Origin of the sequence: Sphaerisporangium sp. NBC_01403 (genome assembly GCF_045040145.1) — a bacterium.
Classification (GTDB): domain Bacteria; phylum Actinomycetota; class Actinomycetes; order Streptosporangiales; family Streptosporangiaceae; genus Sphaerisporangium; species Sphaerisporangium viridialbum.
On sequence record NZ_CP109534.1, the window covers coordinates 4,594,784 to 4,611,170 of the forward strand.

A 16,387-nucleotide genomic window follows, 5' to 3' on the forward strand; every position below is an offset into this window, starting at 1 on the left:
TGACAAGGGAGTAGTCATACGCGGCATGATCCTGGGTGTACACGTAAGCACCCGGGCTCTGGGGGGATGGATGTTGTCAGGGCAGCAGGTGCTGCACCGCGACATCGAGTTACGTGTGATACAGGAGGCGCTTTCCGCGGCGTACGCGGGAAAGCCCTCCGTTCTGGTCATCCTCGGCCCCAGGGGCATCGGAAAGACCACCCTGCTCCACGCGGCACTGGCCGAGATGTCACACGCCGGGGCCGTCCTGACGGCGCGCGGCCACCCCGCCGAGCACGACTTCCCCTTCGGGGTGGTCCGCCAGCTCTTCGACCCCCTCCCTGGCCCGCCCCCCGCGGAGCCCTCCCCCGGACCGCTCGGGCACATGTACGAGGGCCAGGGCGCCCTCGTCGCCCCCGACCTGCTGCAGAGCCTGTACCGGGCGACCCGCTCCATCACCGGCACCCAGCCGCTGATCATCGCCATCGACGACGCCGACCATGCCGACGCCCAATCGGCCCAGTGGTGCTCGTACATCGCCAGGCGGCTCGACTCGCTGCCCATCGTGATGATCCTCACCGCCGACTCGCAGTCCCGCCGGGGCCACGACATCATCCGCGACATCACGGCCCTGCCGTACGCGCGGCTGCTCCGGCCCGCGCCGCTCTGCCACAACTGCACCGGTGATCTGCTGAAGTCGGCCATGAGCGCAGCGGTCGACACCGAGGTGGCGGAGGCCGCCCACCAGCTCACCCAGGGAAACCCGCTGCTCCTGCACCAGCTCGCCGGCCAGCTGATCTCGGCCAGGGTGAGCCCGGAGAAGACCGAGCTGTCGCGGGTGCTCGAAATGGGCGCGGCCTCCCTGACGGAAACCGCGCTCGGATGGCTTCTGGCCCATGACCCCGCCAGCGTGGACCTGCTGCGGAGCCTCGCGATCCTCGCCCCAGACGACGGGCTGGAGACCGCGGCCATGCTCTCGGGGTTCGGCCAGCTCGCGGCCAAGGAGGCCGGCGAGACGCTGCGCAGGGCGGGGCTCCTCGTCGGCTCACCTCCCGACCGGTTCGTCCACGAGCACATCCAGCAGACCATCCTGGCCGGGATGGACCCCGCGGTCCGCGACGACCTCCACCGCAGGGCCGCGTCACTGCTGTACCGCTTCGGCGCCCCGGTCAACCGCTCCGCCGGCCACCTTATGTCCACCGGTCCCACCGGGGACCCGTGGACCGTAACAATCCTGCGCGAGGCGGCGCGGGACGCCGTGGCCGAGCACGCCTGGGAGCCCGCCGCCCGCTACCTGCACCGCGCGCTCGCCGAGTCCGACCAGCCGGCCGTCGACCTGGAGATCACCGCCGAGCTGGGCGCCGTCGAGATGCAGCGCGACCTGCCCGCGTGCCTGCGCCACCTGCGCACCGTCTTCGGGCGCGTCCGGACGGCCCCGCAGAAGATCTCGGCGCTCGCGCCCTTCGCCAACATCCTCGTCACCGCGAACTCGGCCGAGGCGGGCGGCGTCTTCGCCGAGGCCCTCCAGGTCGCCGCCGAGACGCCGCCGGCGTTCGGGACCGACCTGATGTTCATCCTCAGCGCGCAGGCCATGCTCTGGGGACGGTCGACCGGCGTGCTGCGCAAGCTCGCCCGGTCGATGCACCTGATGGCCACCCCCCAGGCGAGGGAGTTCCTGAGCGCGCTCGCCCTGGTCACGGGCGTGAAGGGACGCAACCTGACCAGGACGCTCGCCCTGACCAGGCGCTGCTTCGACGGCAAGGGCGTCGTCCCGCTGGGGGCGGTGCTCCCCCTCATCTGGGGCGACCGCATCGACGAGGCCTCGTACTGGTCGGAACGCGTGGTCACCGAGGCGCGCGGCGTCGCCTCCGACACCCGGCTGGTCATGTCGCTGGTCGTCCGCTCCGAGGTGCGCTACCAGCTCGGCAGCCTGGAGGCCTCGCTGCGCGACGCCACAGAGGCGTCCCGTCTCTCGGAGCTCTCGCACACCGAGGGGTTCTCCATGGCGGCCACCGCCAACGCGGCCCGGGCGCTCGTCGAGCTGGGCGCGCTGGACGTCGCCGAGTCCCTGCTCCGGTCCGTCGACCCCTACGGGGACTGCCATCCCCTGATCTCCGGCCACATCATGGACGCGCTCGGGCGCCTGTACATCGCCCAGGGCAGGCCACAGGACGGCCTGCGGATCCTGCTGGACTGCGGGCGGCGCCTGACCTCCTCCGGCATCACCAACCCGGCCTGCGTCCCCTGGGGGACCAACGCGATCCTCGCGTACATGCTGTTCGGCGAGCGGGCGGCGGCGCGGGCGGCCGCGGAGAGGGAGCTTGAGCTGGCCCGCGCCTGGGGCGCGCCGACGACCATCGGCCGCGCCCTCAGCGCCGGGAGCGTAGCGTACGAGGGCACCGCCCGGCTCGACATGCTGCACGAGGCGGTGGACCTGCTACGCAACAGGGGCGCCAGGCTGGAGTACACCCGGGCCCTGATCCGCCTGGGCATCGCGTTGCGCCAGTCCGGCGACGACCACAGGGCGCGCGAGACCCTGACCGCCGGGCTGGACCTCGCCGTCGACTGCGGCGCGGTCCGGCTCGCCTCGCTGGCCGACAAGCACCTGGCCGGCACCGCCACCCGCCCCTCGATCGTCCGGCGGGAGAACGCCCATCCGTTGACGACGGGCGAGCGCCGCGTCACCGACCTGGTCCTTCAGGGCATGAGCAACCTCGAGGTGGCGACCATCCTGTCGATCAGCAAGCGGACGGTGGACACCCACCTCGCCCGGATCTACCGCAAGCTCGGCATCCACACCCGCGCGGAACTCGTCGCCATCCTCACCAGCCTGCCCACCGACACCCCGCCGGACCCGGAGCCCAAAAAGCCCTCCCCCTCGGCCTTCGAGGACCACATGGAATACCGCACGGTCCTGTAACCCGTGCTCGCCAAGCCGCGCTTGACGGCTTTTTCATCGGCAAAGCCGGGGCGGCATATCGAGGCGCCGTTCATGATGCCGGTCGAGTCTTGGCCCGGGTGAACGGGCGGCCTTCCCGTTGATCCCCTGACTCTCGGGAACGGGAACGGCGAAATCATTTTCCCGTGATTCCACGCGCGGTATCGCCCCGTTCTGGCCGACCGTTACCCGGGGCTCCGGCCCGCATCACGGACCCGGCCGTAGCCGATAAGAGACGAGGTTGAATCCCCAATTCTTTATGATTTCGCACAGATCTGTTCGGCACCAATCGCCGACGGTTTCACCCCGGCATGATCAACGGATTTCGGTACGGCCGATGGCGCCGCCGCGAAGATTGGACGGTGAGCCCCGGATTCCATCGTCATCGGACGACACCACCGGCGGCATTGAATGACAAAGAAGCCGCGCATGAGGCCGAGGATCAGGCACTGACGCCCTGGGGGAGAACGCGGCCGGCCCGAGGATCGCCCGCCTGTCGCCAACGTGCACGACCGCCGCTGTGGCACTGGCCGCCGGCTACCGCCTGTCGTCCACTGTCACGGCCGGGCTCACGGTTGTGCGCTCGCAGAACACCCTCGTGGATCGATTTCTGCTGCCATCTTCCGCACCAACGCCCCTCCTCGCGGAAATTTCACGGCCAACCGGATTTGTAACGCGATATTTACATATGCCGGGATCGGGGGCCGGGCACCTGCCGGTCGGCCCGCCGTGGGCGGCGCCAGGGCATTTCCGGGCAGGCCGGATCGCGGGGTCACGGTGCCGGGGAGCAGCCCCTCCGTTGGCTTCGGGGTCACCCGTAGCCAGTCGTCACATGCGACAAACGTGACACTTTAGACACTTCGTGACGTCTTGACCCGTTTATTACCTCTTTATACCATCCTGATCATCTTTATCCGGCGCCACAGTGGCGTCGCTCTTCCAAGGACGGCCCTGCTCCCGCCCCGCGGGGGTGGATCGTCCCTTGCCCCCTGAGGAGTCGTCATGCTGCCAAGCACCGCCAGGTGCAGACCTGTGTACGGGAAGGTGGCGGGTGTCGCGGTCCTGGCTTTGACCACGCTCATGCTGCCGTTGAGCCCGTCCGCGAACGCGGACCGGGACACCCATTCACACGGGAAGCCCACGCAATGTAGCTCCGACCCGAATGCCCACATCGGCTCCGTGCCGAGCCCCGAGTCCTTCCTCGGCTTCCCCCTGGGCAAGGGCCAGTCCCGTTTGGTCACCACTGAAGAGATCCAGAAGTACGTCCAGGCGGTCGGGAGCGCGTCCGGCCGGGTGGTCACCGGCACGATGGCGCGGAGCGTCACCGGCCAGGACCTGCCCTACGCCATCGTGTCCAGCGAGAAGCACATGGTCAAGGGCCAGCTGGACAAGATCGCCAAGCAGATCCAGGAACTGCGCGACCCGCGCTCGCTCCGTCCTGACAAGGCCGCGCGCATCGCCGCGGACACCCCTGCCATCGTCTGGGTCGCCGGCAACGTCCACGGCGGCGAGAAGAGCGGCGCCGACGCGGCGCTCAAGACGCTGTACGAGCTGGCCAGCGGGCTGTCCTGTGACGTGGCGAAGCGCAACGAGAACACCGTCACCATCATCGTGCCGACCCAGAACCCGGACGGCCGCGACGCGAACCGCCGTCAGAACGAGTTCGGCTTCGACCTGAACCGCGACTGGTTCGCCCGCAGCCAGCCGGAGACCGACGGCAAGATCGCGATGCTGCGCGAGTACCCGCCGCAGGTCTTCGTCGACGCCCACGAGATGGGCGGGCGCCAGTACTTCTTCCCGCCGAACGCCGACCCGATCCACCACGAGATCGCCGACCAGCCCGTGGACTGGATCAACCGCATCGGCGCGGCCAACGCGGCGGGCTTCGGCTACAACGGCGCCTGTGGCGGCGCGGTCACCGTGGAGTGCTACTTCAACTACGCCACGTACGACATGTTCTACATGGGGTACGGCGACACGGTGCCCGCCACCGGTTTCGGCGCCGCGGGGATGACCTTCGAGAAGGGCAGCTCCTCGGCGATCGAGGACCGCGTGCAGCAGCAGTTCAACACGCAGTGGGCCACCACCGGCTGGGCGACGGCCAACAAGAACGAGATCCTGAACGGCTACTACAAGATCTGGCAGACGGCGCTCGCCGAGGGCGAGTCCGGCGCGCTCGAGCCCAACCAGGTCGTGCAGCCGACCAACACCGTCCAGTTCCCGGTGCCCGACATCAAGATCCGGTCGTACTTCCTGATGCCCGACCGTCAGCTCGGCGACGTGCGCCGTCTGGTCGAGCGGCTGCGGGACATGGACGTCGAGGTCTACGAGGTCGAAAAAGCGATCACCGTGCCCAACGCCCGGATCTTCGGCGGCCGGTCCGCCAAGAACCTCAAGGTTCCGGCCGGGGCGTACTGGATCCCGATGAACCAGCCGCAGAAGCACTGGATCCAGGCGCTGATCGGTGAGGACCCCTACGTTCCCTTCCCCTACTTCTACGACGTCTCCTCCTGGAGCAACCCGCTGCTGATGGGTGTCGACACCGTCTACACCGGGGACGCGCTGTCGCCGAAGGCCGAGCGGGTGAAGCGCCTCGAAGGCGGCATCGACTCCTCGGCGTCGGGGAACGGCTCGTACTCCTACGCGCTGGACTCCGCCGCCGCGTCGGAGCTCACGTTCAAGCTCCTCGGCTCGGGCGTGGCCCTCACCCGTGACCTCAAGACGGGTGTGGTCAGCCTGTCTGCCCGCGCGATGTCCAAGGACGCGCTGGACAAGCTGGCGCGCTCGCTCGGCGTGACCGTCAACGGCACCTCCAAGCCGGCCTCCGGCACCGCGCTGCGCCTGCCCGACGCCGGCCTGTTCGCCGGCACCGGCATCTCGACGACCTCCGGGTCGTACGGCGAGGCTCGGTACGTGCTGGGCAGCCGCTGGGGCCTCAACCTCAAGCCGGTGACCACCGCGGACATCAACGACAACACCGCGGCGTTCACCGGGCGCACCGCGCTGGTGGTCCCGGACGGCAGCAACTCGACCGGCGGCCTGACCGCGCAGGGCCTCGCGAACCTCAAGGCGTGGGTGGCCGGGGGCGGCACGTACCTCGGTCTGCGCAACGAGGGCACCAGGGTCGCGCGCGCCGCGGGCCTGACCTCCACCACGGAGAAGGCGAAGCCGACCGGCTACCAGGTCATCGGCTCGCACTTCCGGGTGGACGTGGCCAACACCAGCGCAGTGGCGCTCGGCCGCCCGGCGGAGGACTTCCAGTTCAACAACGGCGACCCGATCCTGACCCCGAGCCAGACGGGCGTCAACGTCCTCACCTACCCGGCCGGCGACACGTTCTGGTCCAACGGCTACACCGTGAAGGCCGACACCCTCAAGGGCACGGCCGCGCTGGTCGACGAGCCGACCGGCAACGGCCACGCCGTGCTCTTCGCCTACAACCCGCTGTTCCGCGCCTACAACGAGAACGGCATCCACCTGGTCGCGAACGCTCTGCTCGCTCCCGCGGCGTCCGCGTCCCCGCAGCCGCAGCAGCGGCTGGCGACGCCGCAGAGCAGCGCGGACGCCCTTCGCGCGCAGGCGGAGAACACCGAGGAGCCGGCCAACATCGGCGGCGAGTGGCGTCCCATCACCATCCAGGTCGCCGAGGCCGACCTGGCGCGGACCGAGTCCGTGGTCGCGAAGTACACCGGCACGGGCAGCTCGGCGGTGGCCGACGGCTCGGGCTACATCACGATCCCGAACCCGGAGGGTCTCGCGGCCGACGAACACCCGTTCCTCCGCGACCTGGTCCACGACCTGAACACCGCAGGCATCCCACTCCGCTCCGTCGTGGGCTGACCCTGTTCCCTCCTATGAGATGAGCCAAGTCCCGGCCGGGCCCACCCCCGGCCGGGACCACACGGCGGACCAGAACCCGAACGTCACGCCGGGAAGCCCTCCCCAACCCTGAGACGTTGCGACCCCTCCCAGCGGTGATGAGCACGCTCTCACTGTCCAGGCTGAAGACCAGTCGGGTGGGTTGCGACCCCTCGTAGGGGCAATGAGGACACCCTGGCGTTCACTCGGGTACCGACCTGTAGCACCACGAATTGAGCCCCGTCTTCCTTCGGGAGGGCGGGCTCTTTTCGCATTCACGTACCAAGCCGTCAAGGCGACGCAGCAGGTAAGCGCCGCGATGTGGACACAAACTTGCCCTGCACGCCGATGGACTGGGCGCTGGTACCCCACGAGGAGACCAGCCGCCCCTACAAGGCTGAGCTAACTCTGCGGGAACACCCTGACGTTCGCTGCGCACTTGTTTGAGGCCCTTCTCCGGGCTGAACTATCCACTGGCCCGCGAACCCGGCCCGCACGCCATCACGGTCAACGCCGTGGTCCCTGGCCCCATCCAGGTGGAGCGGGAGACACGGCTCCCCACGCACCACCGCACCGCACCAGATCGACAGATCGCGCGTCAGTGTCTTGCCCGGCGCGGCCAACCGGAAGATGCGGCCGGCGCGGTAGCGTTTCTAGCAGGGCCATCGGCGTCCTTCATCACCGGCCAGTCCTTGCACGTCGATGGCGGCCGGCTCCTGCACTGACCGACTCCTGCACTGACCGGAAGGACCCTCCCATGGAGGAACGTGTACGGGCCATCCTCATCACTCCGGGCGGGAACCTACTGACGATCAAGCGGGTGCGGCCGGGCATGGCACCGTACTGGGTGCTGCCCGGCGGCGGTGTCGAGCCGGCCGACACCAGCCTTGAGGCCGCGCTACTGCGCGAGGTCGACGAAGAACTCGGCGGGCATGCCGAGATCCATTCGCTGGTGCACGTGCACGTCCAGGACGGCGAGCGACAGTACTTCTTCCTCGCGCGCACCGACCAATGGGATCCGGCGCGGCGAAGTGGACCGGAATTCGACGACCCCTCGCGGGGCGAGTACATCGTCGAGGAAGTGCCCTTGAGCCCCGCAGGCGTGGCGGCGATCGCCCTGAAGCCCGAGCCGGTCGCGGACTTACTCGGCGAGCACGCCGGACGGCTGTTCGAGCTCACCGACCTAGGGCGGCAGTACTCGCGCTCCGTCTGATCCCACGCAGCACGAAGCGCCCCCGCCCTCCGTCGCTCTAGGGCTCCGCGTGTTCGATACACACCGGCAGCACCAGCCGCAGTATCGCGCCGCTTTGACACGGCACGGCTTCTGCCGTTCCGCCATGAGCTTCGGCGACCTGTCGGACGATGGCCAGGCCTAGTCCGGAGCCAGGGTGCGCGCGGGCTTCGGGTGAGCGGTAAAAGCGGTCGAAGACGAATTCGAGGTCGCTGTCGGGGATCCCTGGGCCGGCGTCCGCGACGTCGAGGGTGCCCTCCTTGACGCTGATCCGGACCTGGCCGCCGGACGGGCTCCATTTCACGGCGTTGTCGACAAGGTTCGCGACGGCGCGTTCCAGGGCGTCGGGGTCTCCGTGGACGAGAGTGGGCGCGCAGGTCAGCTCGAATCCGATCTTTGGTGCCCGACGCGCCGCGCGGGCTGCGACGCGCTCGGCGACGAGGTCGAGGCGGACGTCTTCGGTGTGGAACGCGGGCTGGCCGTAGCGGGCCAGGTCGACCAGGTCGTTGACCAGTGTTTTGAGTTCGCCGGCCTGGCCGAGCGCTTCGGCGGCGAGGAGTGGGGCCTGCGCGTCGGCCAGGTTTTCCGCCAGCAGTTCGAGGTTCACGGTCAGGCTCGTTAGTGGTGTTCGGAGTTCGTGCGAGGCATCAGCCACCAGGCGGCGTTGGGCGCCGACCGACTCGTCCAGGGCAGCGGTCATCGCGGCGAACGCGGAGCCGAGCCGGCCGATCTCATCCCGGCTGTCGGCGGGGATCGGGATGGTCAGGTCGCCCGTCGTGCGGATCAGTTCGACCGTCTCGGTGAGCCGGCCTACCGGGCGTAGGACGCGGCGTGCTGTCAGGCGTGAGGCCAGTGCCGCCAGGAGTCCGGCGGCCACCGTCGAGCCGGCGAGCAGCCAGGCGAGTTGGCGTAGGGTGGGTACGGGATCGGATTCCGGGATGGCTGTGCGCACGAGCGCCCCGTCTGCTCCAAATCGGGCGGTGTAGACGCGGTAGCCGACGCCGTTGTACACCGCGTCATGGAAGTAGGCGGTGGCGGTGCCGTTCGCGACTGCGACGTCGCGGGCGGTGAGGTCGATGAACTGCGTCGACGGCCCGATCAGGACCGGGCCTGGCACGATCTGGAGCTGGGTGTTCCCGATCCCGAGCGGAACAGCCGGGAAGTCCGGCTGCGTGATGGACATGCTGTACTTGGCCTTGATGGCCATGGCCACGGCCGGTGCCTGGCCGACCGCCACGACCAGTGAGCTGTCGATCTGGCCGCGGAGGTTGGCCTCCACAGCCGGATACAGGACCGCCGACACGAGCACCAGCGCGCCCGCGACCACTGAACCGCCGGCGATGGCCAACCGGGTGCGCAGGTTCATGGCTCCTCGCGCAGGACATAACCCAGGCCGCGTACCGTCTGGATCAGTCTGGTGCCGCCGTCCGCCTCGAGCTTGCTCCGCAGGTAGCTGATGTAGACCCACAGCGCGTTCGACTCCGGGCCGAAGTCGTAGCCCCAGACGGACTCGAAGATCTGGGTCCGGCTCAGTACCCGGCCGGGATTGCGCAGGAACAGCTCCAGCAGCGACAGCTCCGTCTTGGTCAGCTCCAGGCGCCGACCGGCACGCTCGGCCCTGCAGCCGCTCAAGTCCAGGTCGACGTCGGTGAAGCGCAGCACCTCGGCCCTGGCGCCGCTGCGCCGGAGCAGGGCTCTGAGTCGGGCCCGCAGCTCGTCCAAGGCGAAGGGCTTGACCAGGTAGTCGTCGGCCCCCGCGTCGAGCCCGGCGACCCGGTCGGTGACCAGGTCCCGGGCCGTGAGCATCAGGATCGGCGTGTTGAGCCCGCCCGAACGCAGCGTCCGGCACACCTCCAGCCCGTTCGGTTCGGGCATGAGGACGTCGAGCACCACCGCGTCCGGGCGGAATTCGCCGTGCTCGGCGAGGGCGGACGCCCCATCAGCGGCGAACGACACGTCGTAGCCGTCCCGGCGCAACGCATGCTCCAAGGACCGCCGCACAGCCGGGTCGTCGTCCACCACAAGTATCCGCATGGTCGCCCATCCTCATCGTCGATCCTGAAGCTGTGCTGTGAGATGCGGCGGCTGTCAGCCGTAGGCCAGCGACCGCTTCAGATCCGCCAACGCGCCGGTGAGCCGGTCGGAGCTGACCCCGAGCGAGGCGGCGATGTCGCCGAAGGCCTTGGACGTCGGATCGACTCCGCCGGAAGCCGATCCCAACGCCACCACAGCGGTCAGAGCGGCCTTGGCCTTGGCTTGATCGACGCCGAGCGCCGCGGCCACAGACGCCGCCGCGGCGTCTGTGGTGAACGGTGAGTCTTGCGGGCCGTCCACGCCCTTCTTGTCCTTGCTGTCCTGCTTGCCGTGGTCGTCACCCGGCGCGGGCTTGGCGACCAGCGGCCCCACAGCGTCCTGGACCTGCGAGACCGGCAGCCCCAGGTTGGTCGCGACCGCCGCGACGAAGGCATCCGGTGTAACACCGGTCGAGGTGGCCAGCGACGTCTTGGCCGCGACCAGCGCGGCATCGAGCCGGTCGATCGTCACCCCGAGCTTCGCCGCGAGCGCGGCGAAGTCGGCATCCGCGGCCGCCTTGGACTTCCCGTCTAGCGAGTTCTGCGGGCCGTCCACGCCCTTCTTGTCCTTGCTGTCCTGCTCGCCGTGGTCATCACCCGGCGCGGGCTTGGCGACCAGCGGCCCCACAGCGTCCTGGACCTGCGAGACCGGCAGCCCCAGGTTGGTCGCGACCGCCGCGACGAAGGCATCCGGTGTAACACCGGTCGAGGTGGCCAGCGACGTCTTGGCCGCGACCAGCGCGGCATCGAGCCGGTCGATCGTCACCCCGAGTTTCGCCGCGAGTGAGGCGAAGTCGGCATCCGCGGCCGCCTTGGACGTCCCTTCCGGATTGACCGTCGCGGAACCGGACTGCGCGGCCCCGGGTGTCGGGGCCGAATCGGATGCCGCCGCCGATGCCGTACCGGCCGCGGCCAGCGCGGTGAGCGTTGCCGCGGCCACCACCAGACGTGTGCGTTTCATCATCGTGATGCCTTTCTTCCACTGAGCGCACCGGACGAGAACCGGCGCCGTGGCGACAACACAAACATCGCGGCCTCAAGTGTAGTTTTGGCCAGCTTTAGAGGTTCCTTAGAACAACGCCCTGGTGCCGAGAGCCTGGCTCGTGTCCCTGCGAGGGGTCGCGACGCGATGGGGTGCTTTCTGCGTCTGAAGGCAGAGAGGTACTCGTCACCCCGCGGGTGAGGTGAGAGTGGCGGGGACCGGGACGTGTAGGTATTCGAGGAGGGAGGCTAGTTCCCGGTCTAGTTCCTTGCTGACCTCGGTGATAGCCGGGTCGCCGAAGCTGGAGAACTGGGTGGTGGGTTGTTCCACCGTGAACCAGGTCTCGCCGTCGGCGTCCTCGTAGATGGCCGTGCGCAGGGGGGCGTACAGCAGGATTGCGGGGTTGTGGTGGTACATGCGCTGGGCGATCACATGGTTGCCCATCAGGTACTCCACTGAGCGCCACCTGTCCCCCGCGAGCCGCATGATGTGGGTGAAGTCCCCGCTCCAGTAGAGGATGAAGTTGTGCGGGGCGTTCTCGGCCGTCGCCTGGAGGATCGCGTCCCAGTCGACGTCGTTCTCGGCGAGCCGCTCGAAGCGTTCGGCCTCGAATTTCGGGACGGCCCGCTCGTAGCGGGCGCGGAATTCGTCGAACGGCATGCCGACCCCGATGGACAGGCGGTTCACCTGGTGCGGCACGACTTCGATCCTGTGGCGTACCTGCCGGCCCATGATCCCTCCCGATGTGTCATCCACCCCGGACGGGGCGGTCATCACCGATTGCCGGGGGGACACACCTGCCTTTGGGGAGTCTTCAGCGCGGGATGCCGTGCTCTTTGCACGCGGGGTGCGCAGGTCAGGCGGCGAAGAGGAGGAGCAGGCCTACGACCGTGTAGACGACCATGAGGAGGAGCAGGGGGATCTGGCCGAGGACGGCGGTGCGGCGGGGGAAGAGGGCGAGGGCGCGGTCGTGGGCGAGGACGGTGCCGAGTACGTGGCCGATGATGATGACCGTCACCTGGAGCATCGCGATTCCGGCGGGGGTGGTGCCGGCCGCGCTGATCGTCCAGTCGGCGGTGCCGAGCCAGTTCGCCCCGGTGTCGAGCGGGTCCGAGAGCAGGGCGATGGTGCGCTGCCCCTCAAGGAGGAAGAGCGTGTAGTAGTGGGCGACCACGTACCCGACGGCGATCGGCACGATGGCGTGGGCCAGCTCGCCCGCCGTCGCGCCCGGCTTCGCGTCACCCCAGCGGCCGGCCAGCGCAGTCGTACCGAGGTAGGCCGCGAGCACCAGCCCGATGACGGCGACCAGCCCGGCGGTTCCCATGACCGGCGCCGGCAGCGCGCTCTCCTGTACGAACCGCACCCAGACCGGCGCGTTGGAGAGGCTGTCGTACATGGTGGAGCCGAGGAGCACCACCACCAGCACCGTCAGCCCTGGGGCGGGTCGTAGCCCGGCCATCCCGTCGAGGGAGTTGCGCCAGGCCACGACCCCGTCGCGACGCCTCACCACCGGGGCGAGGCTGCCCACCAGAGTGCTGTACGCCTCGAACGCGTCCCCCCGGTCGAACCAGTCCGCCCCGAAGACCACCGCCCCCGCGAGCATGAGCACCGTGTACGCCGCGAGCCAGATCGTGATGACGGGAAGGGTGGCGCGCTCGGGGGCGACCAGCTCCAGCCACACGAAGGCGAAGATGCCGGCCGCCGCGGGCCAGTAGCCGAGACCGGGCGGGAGCTGTCGCAGCCCGGCCCGGGGGTCGCGTCCGAGCACCTGACAGGCCAGCAGGTGCAAGGTGCGCAGCGGGTTGAGGTTGCGCCATACCGGGCCGAACAGCAGCGACAGCGGCACCAGGCCCACCCAGAACAGGACGTAGAACACCCCTGCGGTGGGGTTCTCGACCCGGTCGGGGCCGAAGAGCAGGCCTACGCAGAAGTACGCGGCGGCGGCGAGCCCCGCGAGCCGCCAGACCCATGGCCAGGCCGTGGAGGACACCGCCCGCTGGAACAGGGCGGACAGCGGCCGGGCGCGCGCGAGGACGCCGCCCAGCCTCGGCTCGGTCCACAGCGCGCCGAGTGCCGCGAACGACACCAGCAGCGCGAGGATCGCGCCGGTCATCGCCGCCGAGAACGGGATCGGCAGGTCCTGGCGGCCGCCGATGCCGTGAGCCAGGAGCACCCCGCCGCCTAGCGCACCAGGAGCTGGCACAGCTGCAGCCCCGTCCCGTGGGTCTCGACCTCGAACAGCCCGCTCTGGTCCGCGACGAACTCGATCTTCGCGGGGGTGCCGGGCTGGAGGTTCGCCGCCTTGTCGAAGCCGTGCACGTGCGCGACGTCGGCCACGTCGCTGGTCACCGTGATCCGTACCGTCTGGCCCTTGGTGACGTCGACCCGTCCGGGCGGCGGCGTCACCTTACGGCCGGCGATGGTCACCGCGATCTCCTTGACCGCCGAGGCGCCGGGCGCGGCGGCACTCGAGGCGCCGCACGCCGAGGTGGCCATCAGCAACGCGATGGCGAACACCAGGACGGCGAGCAACGGACGGCGGCGGGCGATGGTGGACGTCATCGGCGGTTCTCCTGAGGGGCGGTGAAGGGTGGAGCGATTGCAGCGGCGCTTGGTGGCCTTCGCGTGGGGCCTCTCGCGGTTCAGCGGCGCTTGGCCTTCGCGGGGGGTTTCTTGCCTGGTTTGGCCGCGCGCTGGGCCGACGGCTTGCTCGCCTTGGGGCCGGAGGGAGGCCTGCGGGACGCGGCGTCGCCGGATGGCGGCCGCCCGGCCGAGGCGCCGGCCGGTGCCGGTCGGCGTGCCGCGCGGACGACCATGACGCCCGCTCCGACAACGAGGACGGCGGGCACCAGCCAGACCATCACGCCGCTGCCGGAGTCGGTCTCGGATCCGGCCCTGGGCACGGCGCTCGTCCCCCCGGTCTCGGGACCGGCGGTGGGCCCGGCGGTGGGCCCGGCCTGCGGCGCGGTGGTGGCCGTGCCGGGGACGGGGCCGACCTGCGGGACGGTCGTCGCGCCCGTCTCGGGGACCGTCCCGGTCTGGGGCACGGTGGTCTGGGTGCCGGTCTGGGGCACGGTGCTCTCGCCGCCGGCTGCGGCGAGCAGGGCGGGTTCGGGCTGGTCTGTGGGGGTCTTCCAGCCCTTGGGCGGTGCCGACATCTTGCCCTTGTACGTGAACCGGACCTCCCCCTTGACCTCCTCCCCGTCCGAGGCCACCGTCAGGTAGCGGGCGACGTACGTGCCCTGCTCCGGCCAGTACGCCACCGGCACCTTCGCCGCGTACCCGGTGTGGAACAGGCGTGGCTCCCACGTGCCGTCGACGAGCTGGTACTCCTGGACCGGCTCGTCGAGGCGCTTGGACTCCCCGTACGTCCAGTGCCGGTCGACCCGGACACCGCTCGGGGCCGTCACCGTGAAGTACGCGTTCGCGGTGGGCTGCTCGGTGAAGTAGAGCTCCAGCGCCTCCATCGGCTCGGAGACCGTGCTGTCCTTCGCGGGGTTCGACAGCGCGAGCTGCCCGTGGGCGGACGCGGGCGGCGCCAGGCCGGCCATCGCGATGCCGCCGACGACGGCGAGGAGGAGCAACCGGCCTGCCCACCGTGCCACCCTCCCGAGATGCGCAGGGGTGACCCGCCAGAGCCGTGTGCGGCGTGAAGAGCGCAGCGTCGATCCTTCCGGGTACCGTACGCGTGCGCCGACCACGTCGTATTGGGGATGAGCCGTCGCGCTCGCCGGTGTGCCGACCGGTGTCACGCACGGATACTGGGCCACATTGTCGCCACGAAGCCGCATAAACGTCAATATCCGTAAGTGGGTGAAATAGCCCGATCTTGACCTATTTGTCGCCCCTTTGTACGATCCGCTTCAGCTTCCACGGCTTGAACCGCTGAAAGGGATCGCATGAGATTTCGCCGTCTGGGCGGTACGGCCGTCACCGCCGCCGCGCTGAGCCTCCTGGTCAGCGTCCCGCTGGCACACCCCGCACTCGCCGCCCCAGGGGAGCCCGGCAAGCCGCGCTACTCGGCCGGCGCGCCGAGCATCGGCGACTCGTACTTCCCCGGCCAGGGCAACGGCGGCTTCGATGTCCAGCACTACGACATCACCTTCTCCTACGAGACGGCCGGCCGCCGCATCGACGCCGTGACGACGATCACCGCGGTCGCGACCGAGGACCTGGACCAGTTCGACCTCGACTTCCGCGGCCCCGAGATCACCTCCCTGACGGTGAACGGGCACCAGGCGGACTTCCGGCGGGACGGGCAGGAGCTCGTCGTGACGCCGCGCCCCAAGCTCAAGGAGGGCAAGCCCTTCACGGTCGTCGTGAAGTACGCGGGGACGCCGCCGGTCATCACCGACCCGGACGAGTCCATCGAGGGCTGGGTCCCCACCGATGACGGCGTGTTCGTGCCGGGCGAGCCGCAGGGCTCCACGGCGTGGTACCCCGGCAGCGACCACCCCACGGACAAGGCGACGTTCACCTTCCACGTGACCGTGCCCGAGGGGATCACCGCGGTCGGCAACGGCCAGCTGCTCTCGCAGACGACCAAGAACGGCCGGACGACGTTCGTCTGGGACTCGACCGAGCCGATGGCGACCTATCTCGCGACGATGACGATCGGGAACTTCCAGGTGACCCGGTCGGCGACGCCGAGCGGCATCCCCATCTACACCGCCGTGGACCCCCAGCTGGCCACCCAGTCGGCGGCCACCGTCGCCAGGATCCCGGACATCATCGAGTACTTCAGCACGATCTTCGGGCCGTACCCGTTCGCCTCGGCGGGGGCGATCGTCGATCGCGCGCCCAACGTCGGCTACGCCCTGGAGAGCCAGACCAAGCCCATCTTCTCCAGCTCCCCGAGCCTCGGCACGATGGCCCACGAGATCGCCCACCAGTGGTACGGCGACAGCGTGTCGCTCAGCCGGTGGTCCGACATCTGGCTCAACGAGGGCTTCGCGACGTACGCCCAGTGGCTCTGGACCGAGCACAACGGCGGCGCCACCGCGCAGCAGACGTTCAGCTCGTCGAGCAACTACGGGCGCGCCGCGACCTCGTCGTTCTGGCAGACCGTCACGACCGACCCCGGCCCGGTGGACATGTTCGGCAACGTGCCCTACAACCGGGGCGCCATGACCCTGCACGCGCTGCGCGGCAAGATCGGCGACACGGCGTTCTTCCGCCTGCTCAAGGACTGGGCCACCGAGCACCGGTACGGCAACGCGAGCACCGCCGACTTCGTCCGTCAGGCGCAAGAGGTGTCGGGCATGAATCTGACGAACTTCTTCGACGTGTGGCTCAACCAGAAGGGAAAGCCTTCGGCCTGGTAGGCG

The 16,387-nt window shown here is 69.6% G+C and carries 12 protein-coding genes; 5 read left to right on the forward strand and 7 right to left on the reverse strand.

All coding sequences use genetic code 11. The features are described 5' to 3' along the window. The first annotated feature begins 70 nt into the window (after positions 1–70). The 4 genes from OG589_RS20685 (at position 71) to OG589_RS20700 (ending at position 7,988) form a co-directional block, all read left to right on the forward strand. Positions 71–2,899, forward strand: coding sequence for an AAA family ATPase (locus tag OG589_RS20685; RefSeq protein ID WP_405151411.1), 2,829 nt, complete (start codon positions 71–73; stop codon positions 2,897–2,899). A 1,197-nt stretch (positions 2,900–4,096) separates the two neighbouring features. Further along, positions 4,097–6,757 carry a M14 family zinc carboxypeptidase gene (locus tag OG589_RS20690; protein WP_405151412.1) on the forward strand — a complete coding sequence of 887 codons (2,661 nt, stop codon included), beginning with the start codon at positions 4,097–4,099 and terminating at the stop codon, positions 6,755–6,757. Positions 6,758–7,218: 461 nt separating this feature from the next. Beyond that, positions 7,219–7,500: an SDR family oxidoreductase gene (locus OG589_RS20695; RefSeq protein WP_405151413.1), complete on the forward strand. Its 282-nt coding sequence runs from the start codon at positions 7,219–7,221 to the stop codon at positions 7,498–7,500. Positions 7,501–7,532: 32 nt separating this feature from the next. After that, positions 7,533–7,988 carry an NUDIX domain-containing protein gene (locus OG589_RS20700; protein ID WP_405151415.1) on the forward strand — a complete coding sequence of 152 codons (456 nt, stop codon included), beginning with the start codon at positions 7,533–7,535 and terminating at the stop codon, positions 7,986–7,988. 37 nt (positions 7,989–8,025) lie between these two features. Here the strand turns inward: OG589_RS20700 and OG589_RS20705 are convergent, their stop codons facing one another. From OG589_RS20705 to OG589_RS20735, 7 genes are all read right to left on the reverse strand, one after another. Beyond that, complete coding sequence (locus OG589_RS20705; protein WP_405151417.1) at positions 8,026–9,372, reverse strand: sensor histidine kinase; 1,347 nt, start codon at positions 9,370–9,372, stop codon at positions 8,026–8,028. Further along, on the reverse strand, positions 9,369–10,040 hold the full coding sequence (locus OG589_RS20710) for a response regulator transcription factor (protein WP_405151419.1): 672 nt from the start codon (positions 10,038–10,040) through the stop codon (positions 9,369–9,371). Before OG589_RS20710 ends, OG589_RS20705 begins: the two co-directional genes overlap by 4 nt. Positions 10,041–10,094: 54 nt before the next feature. Continuing rightward, positions 10,095–11,042 carry a hypothetical protein gene (locus OG589_RS20715; RefSeq protein WP_405151421.1) on the reverse strand — a complete coding sequence of 316 codons (948 nt, stop codon included), beginning with the start codon at positions 11,040–11,042 and terminating at the stop codon, positions 10,095–10,097. A 204-nt stretch (positions 11,043–11,246) separates the two neighbouring features. Continuing rightward, positions 11,247–11,792, reverse strand: coding sequence for a DUF302 domain-containing protein (locus OG589_RS20720; RefSeq protein ID WP_405151423.1), 546 nt, complete (start codon positions 11,790–11,792; stop codon positions 11,247–11,249). A gap of 124 nt (positions 11,793–11,916) precedes the next feature. Next, entirely contained in the window at positions 11,917–13,233 is a 1,317-nt protein-coding gene (locus OG589_RS20725) for a hypothetical protein (RefSeq protein ID WP_405151425.1), read from the reverse strand. A gap of 8 nt (positions 13,234–13,241) precedes the next feature. Beyond that, positions 13,242–13,622, reverse strand: coding sequence for a hypothetical protein (locus OG589_RS20730; RefSeq protein ID WP_405151427.1), 381 nt, complete (start codon positions 13,620–13,622; stop codon positions 13,242–13,244). 80 nt (positions 13,623–13,702) lie between these two features. Then, on the reverse strand, positions 13,703–14,665 hold the full coding sequence (locus OG589_RS20735) for a copper resistance protein CopC (protein ID WP_405151428.1): 963 nt from the start codon (positions 14,663–14,665) through the stop codon (positions 13,703–13,705). A 294-nt stretch (positions 14,666–14,959) separates the two neighbouring features. On the opposite strand from OG589_RS20735, the gene OG589_RS20740 reads away from it, so the two are divergent. After that, positions 14,960–16,384: a M1 family metallopeptidase gene (locus OG589_RS20740; RefSeq protein WP_405151429.1), complete on the forward strand. Its 1,425-nt coding sequence runs from the start codon at positions 14,960–14,962 to the stop codon at positions 16,382–16,384. Positions 16,385–16,387 lie beyond the last annotated feature (3 nt).

Bases quoted from the DNA above. Each gene is read 5' to 3' on its own strand.
- OG589_RS20685 (WP_405151411.1), top strand. From the start codon at position 71: ATGTTGTCAGGGCAGCAGGTGCTGCACCGCGACATCGAGTTACGTGTG.
- OG589_RS20700 (WP_405151415.1), top strand. From the start codon at position 7,533: ATGGAGGAACGTGTACGGGCCATCCTCATCACTCCGGGCGGGAACCTA.
- OG589_RS20705 (WP_405151417.1), bottom strand. From the start codon at position 9,372: ATGAACCTGCGCACCCGGTTGGCCATCGCCGGCGGTTCAGTGGTCGCG.
- OG589_RS20710 (WP_405151419.1), bottom strand. From the start codon at position 10,040: ATGCGGATACTTGTGGTGGACGACGACCCGGCTGTGCGGCGGTCCTTG.
- OG589_RS20715 (WP_405151421.1), bottom strand. From the start codon at position 11,042: ATGATGAAACGCACACGTCTGGTGGTGGCCGCGGCAACGCTCACCGCG.
- OG589_RS20720 (WP_405151423.1), bottom strand. From the start codon at position 11,792: ATGGGCCGGCAGGTACGCCACAGGATCGAAGTCGTGCCGCACCAGGTG.
- OG589_RS20730 (WP_405151427.1), bottom strand. From the start codon at position 13,622: ATGACGTCCACCATCGCCCGCCGCCGTCCGTTGCTCGCCGTCCTGGTG.
- OG589_RS20740 (WP_405151429.1), top strand. From the start codon at position 14,960: ATGAGATTTCGCCGTCTGGGCGGTACGGCCGTCACCGCCGCCGCGCTG.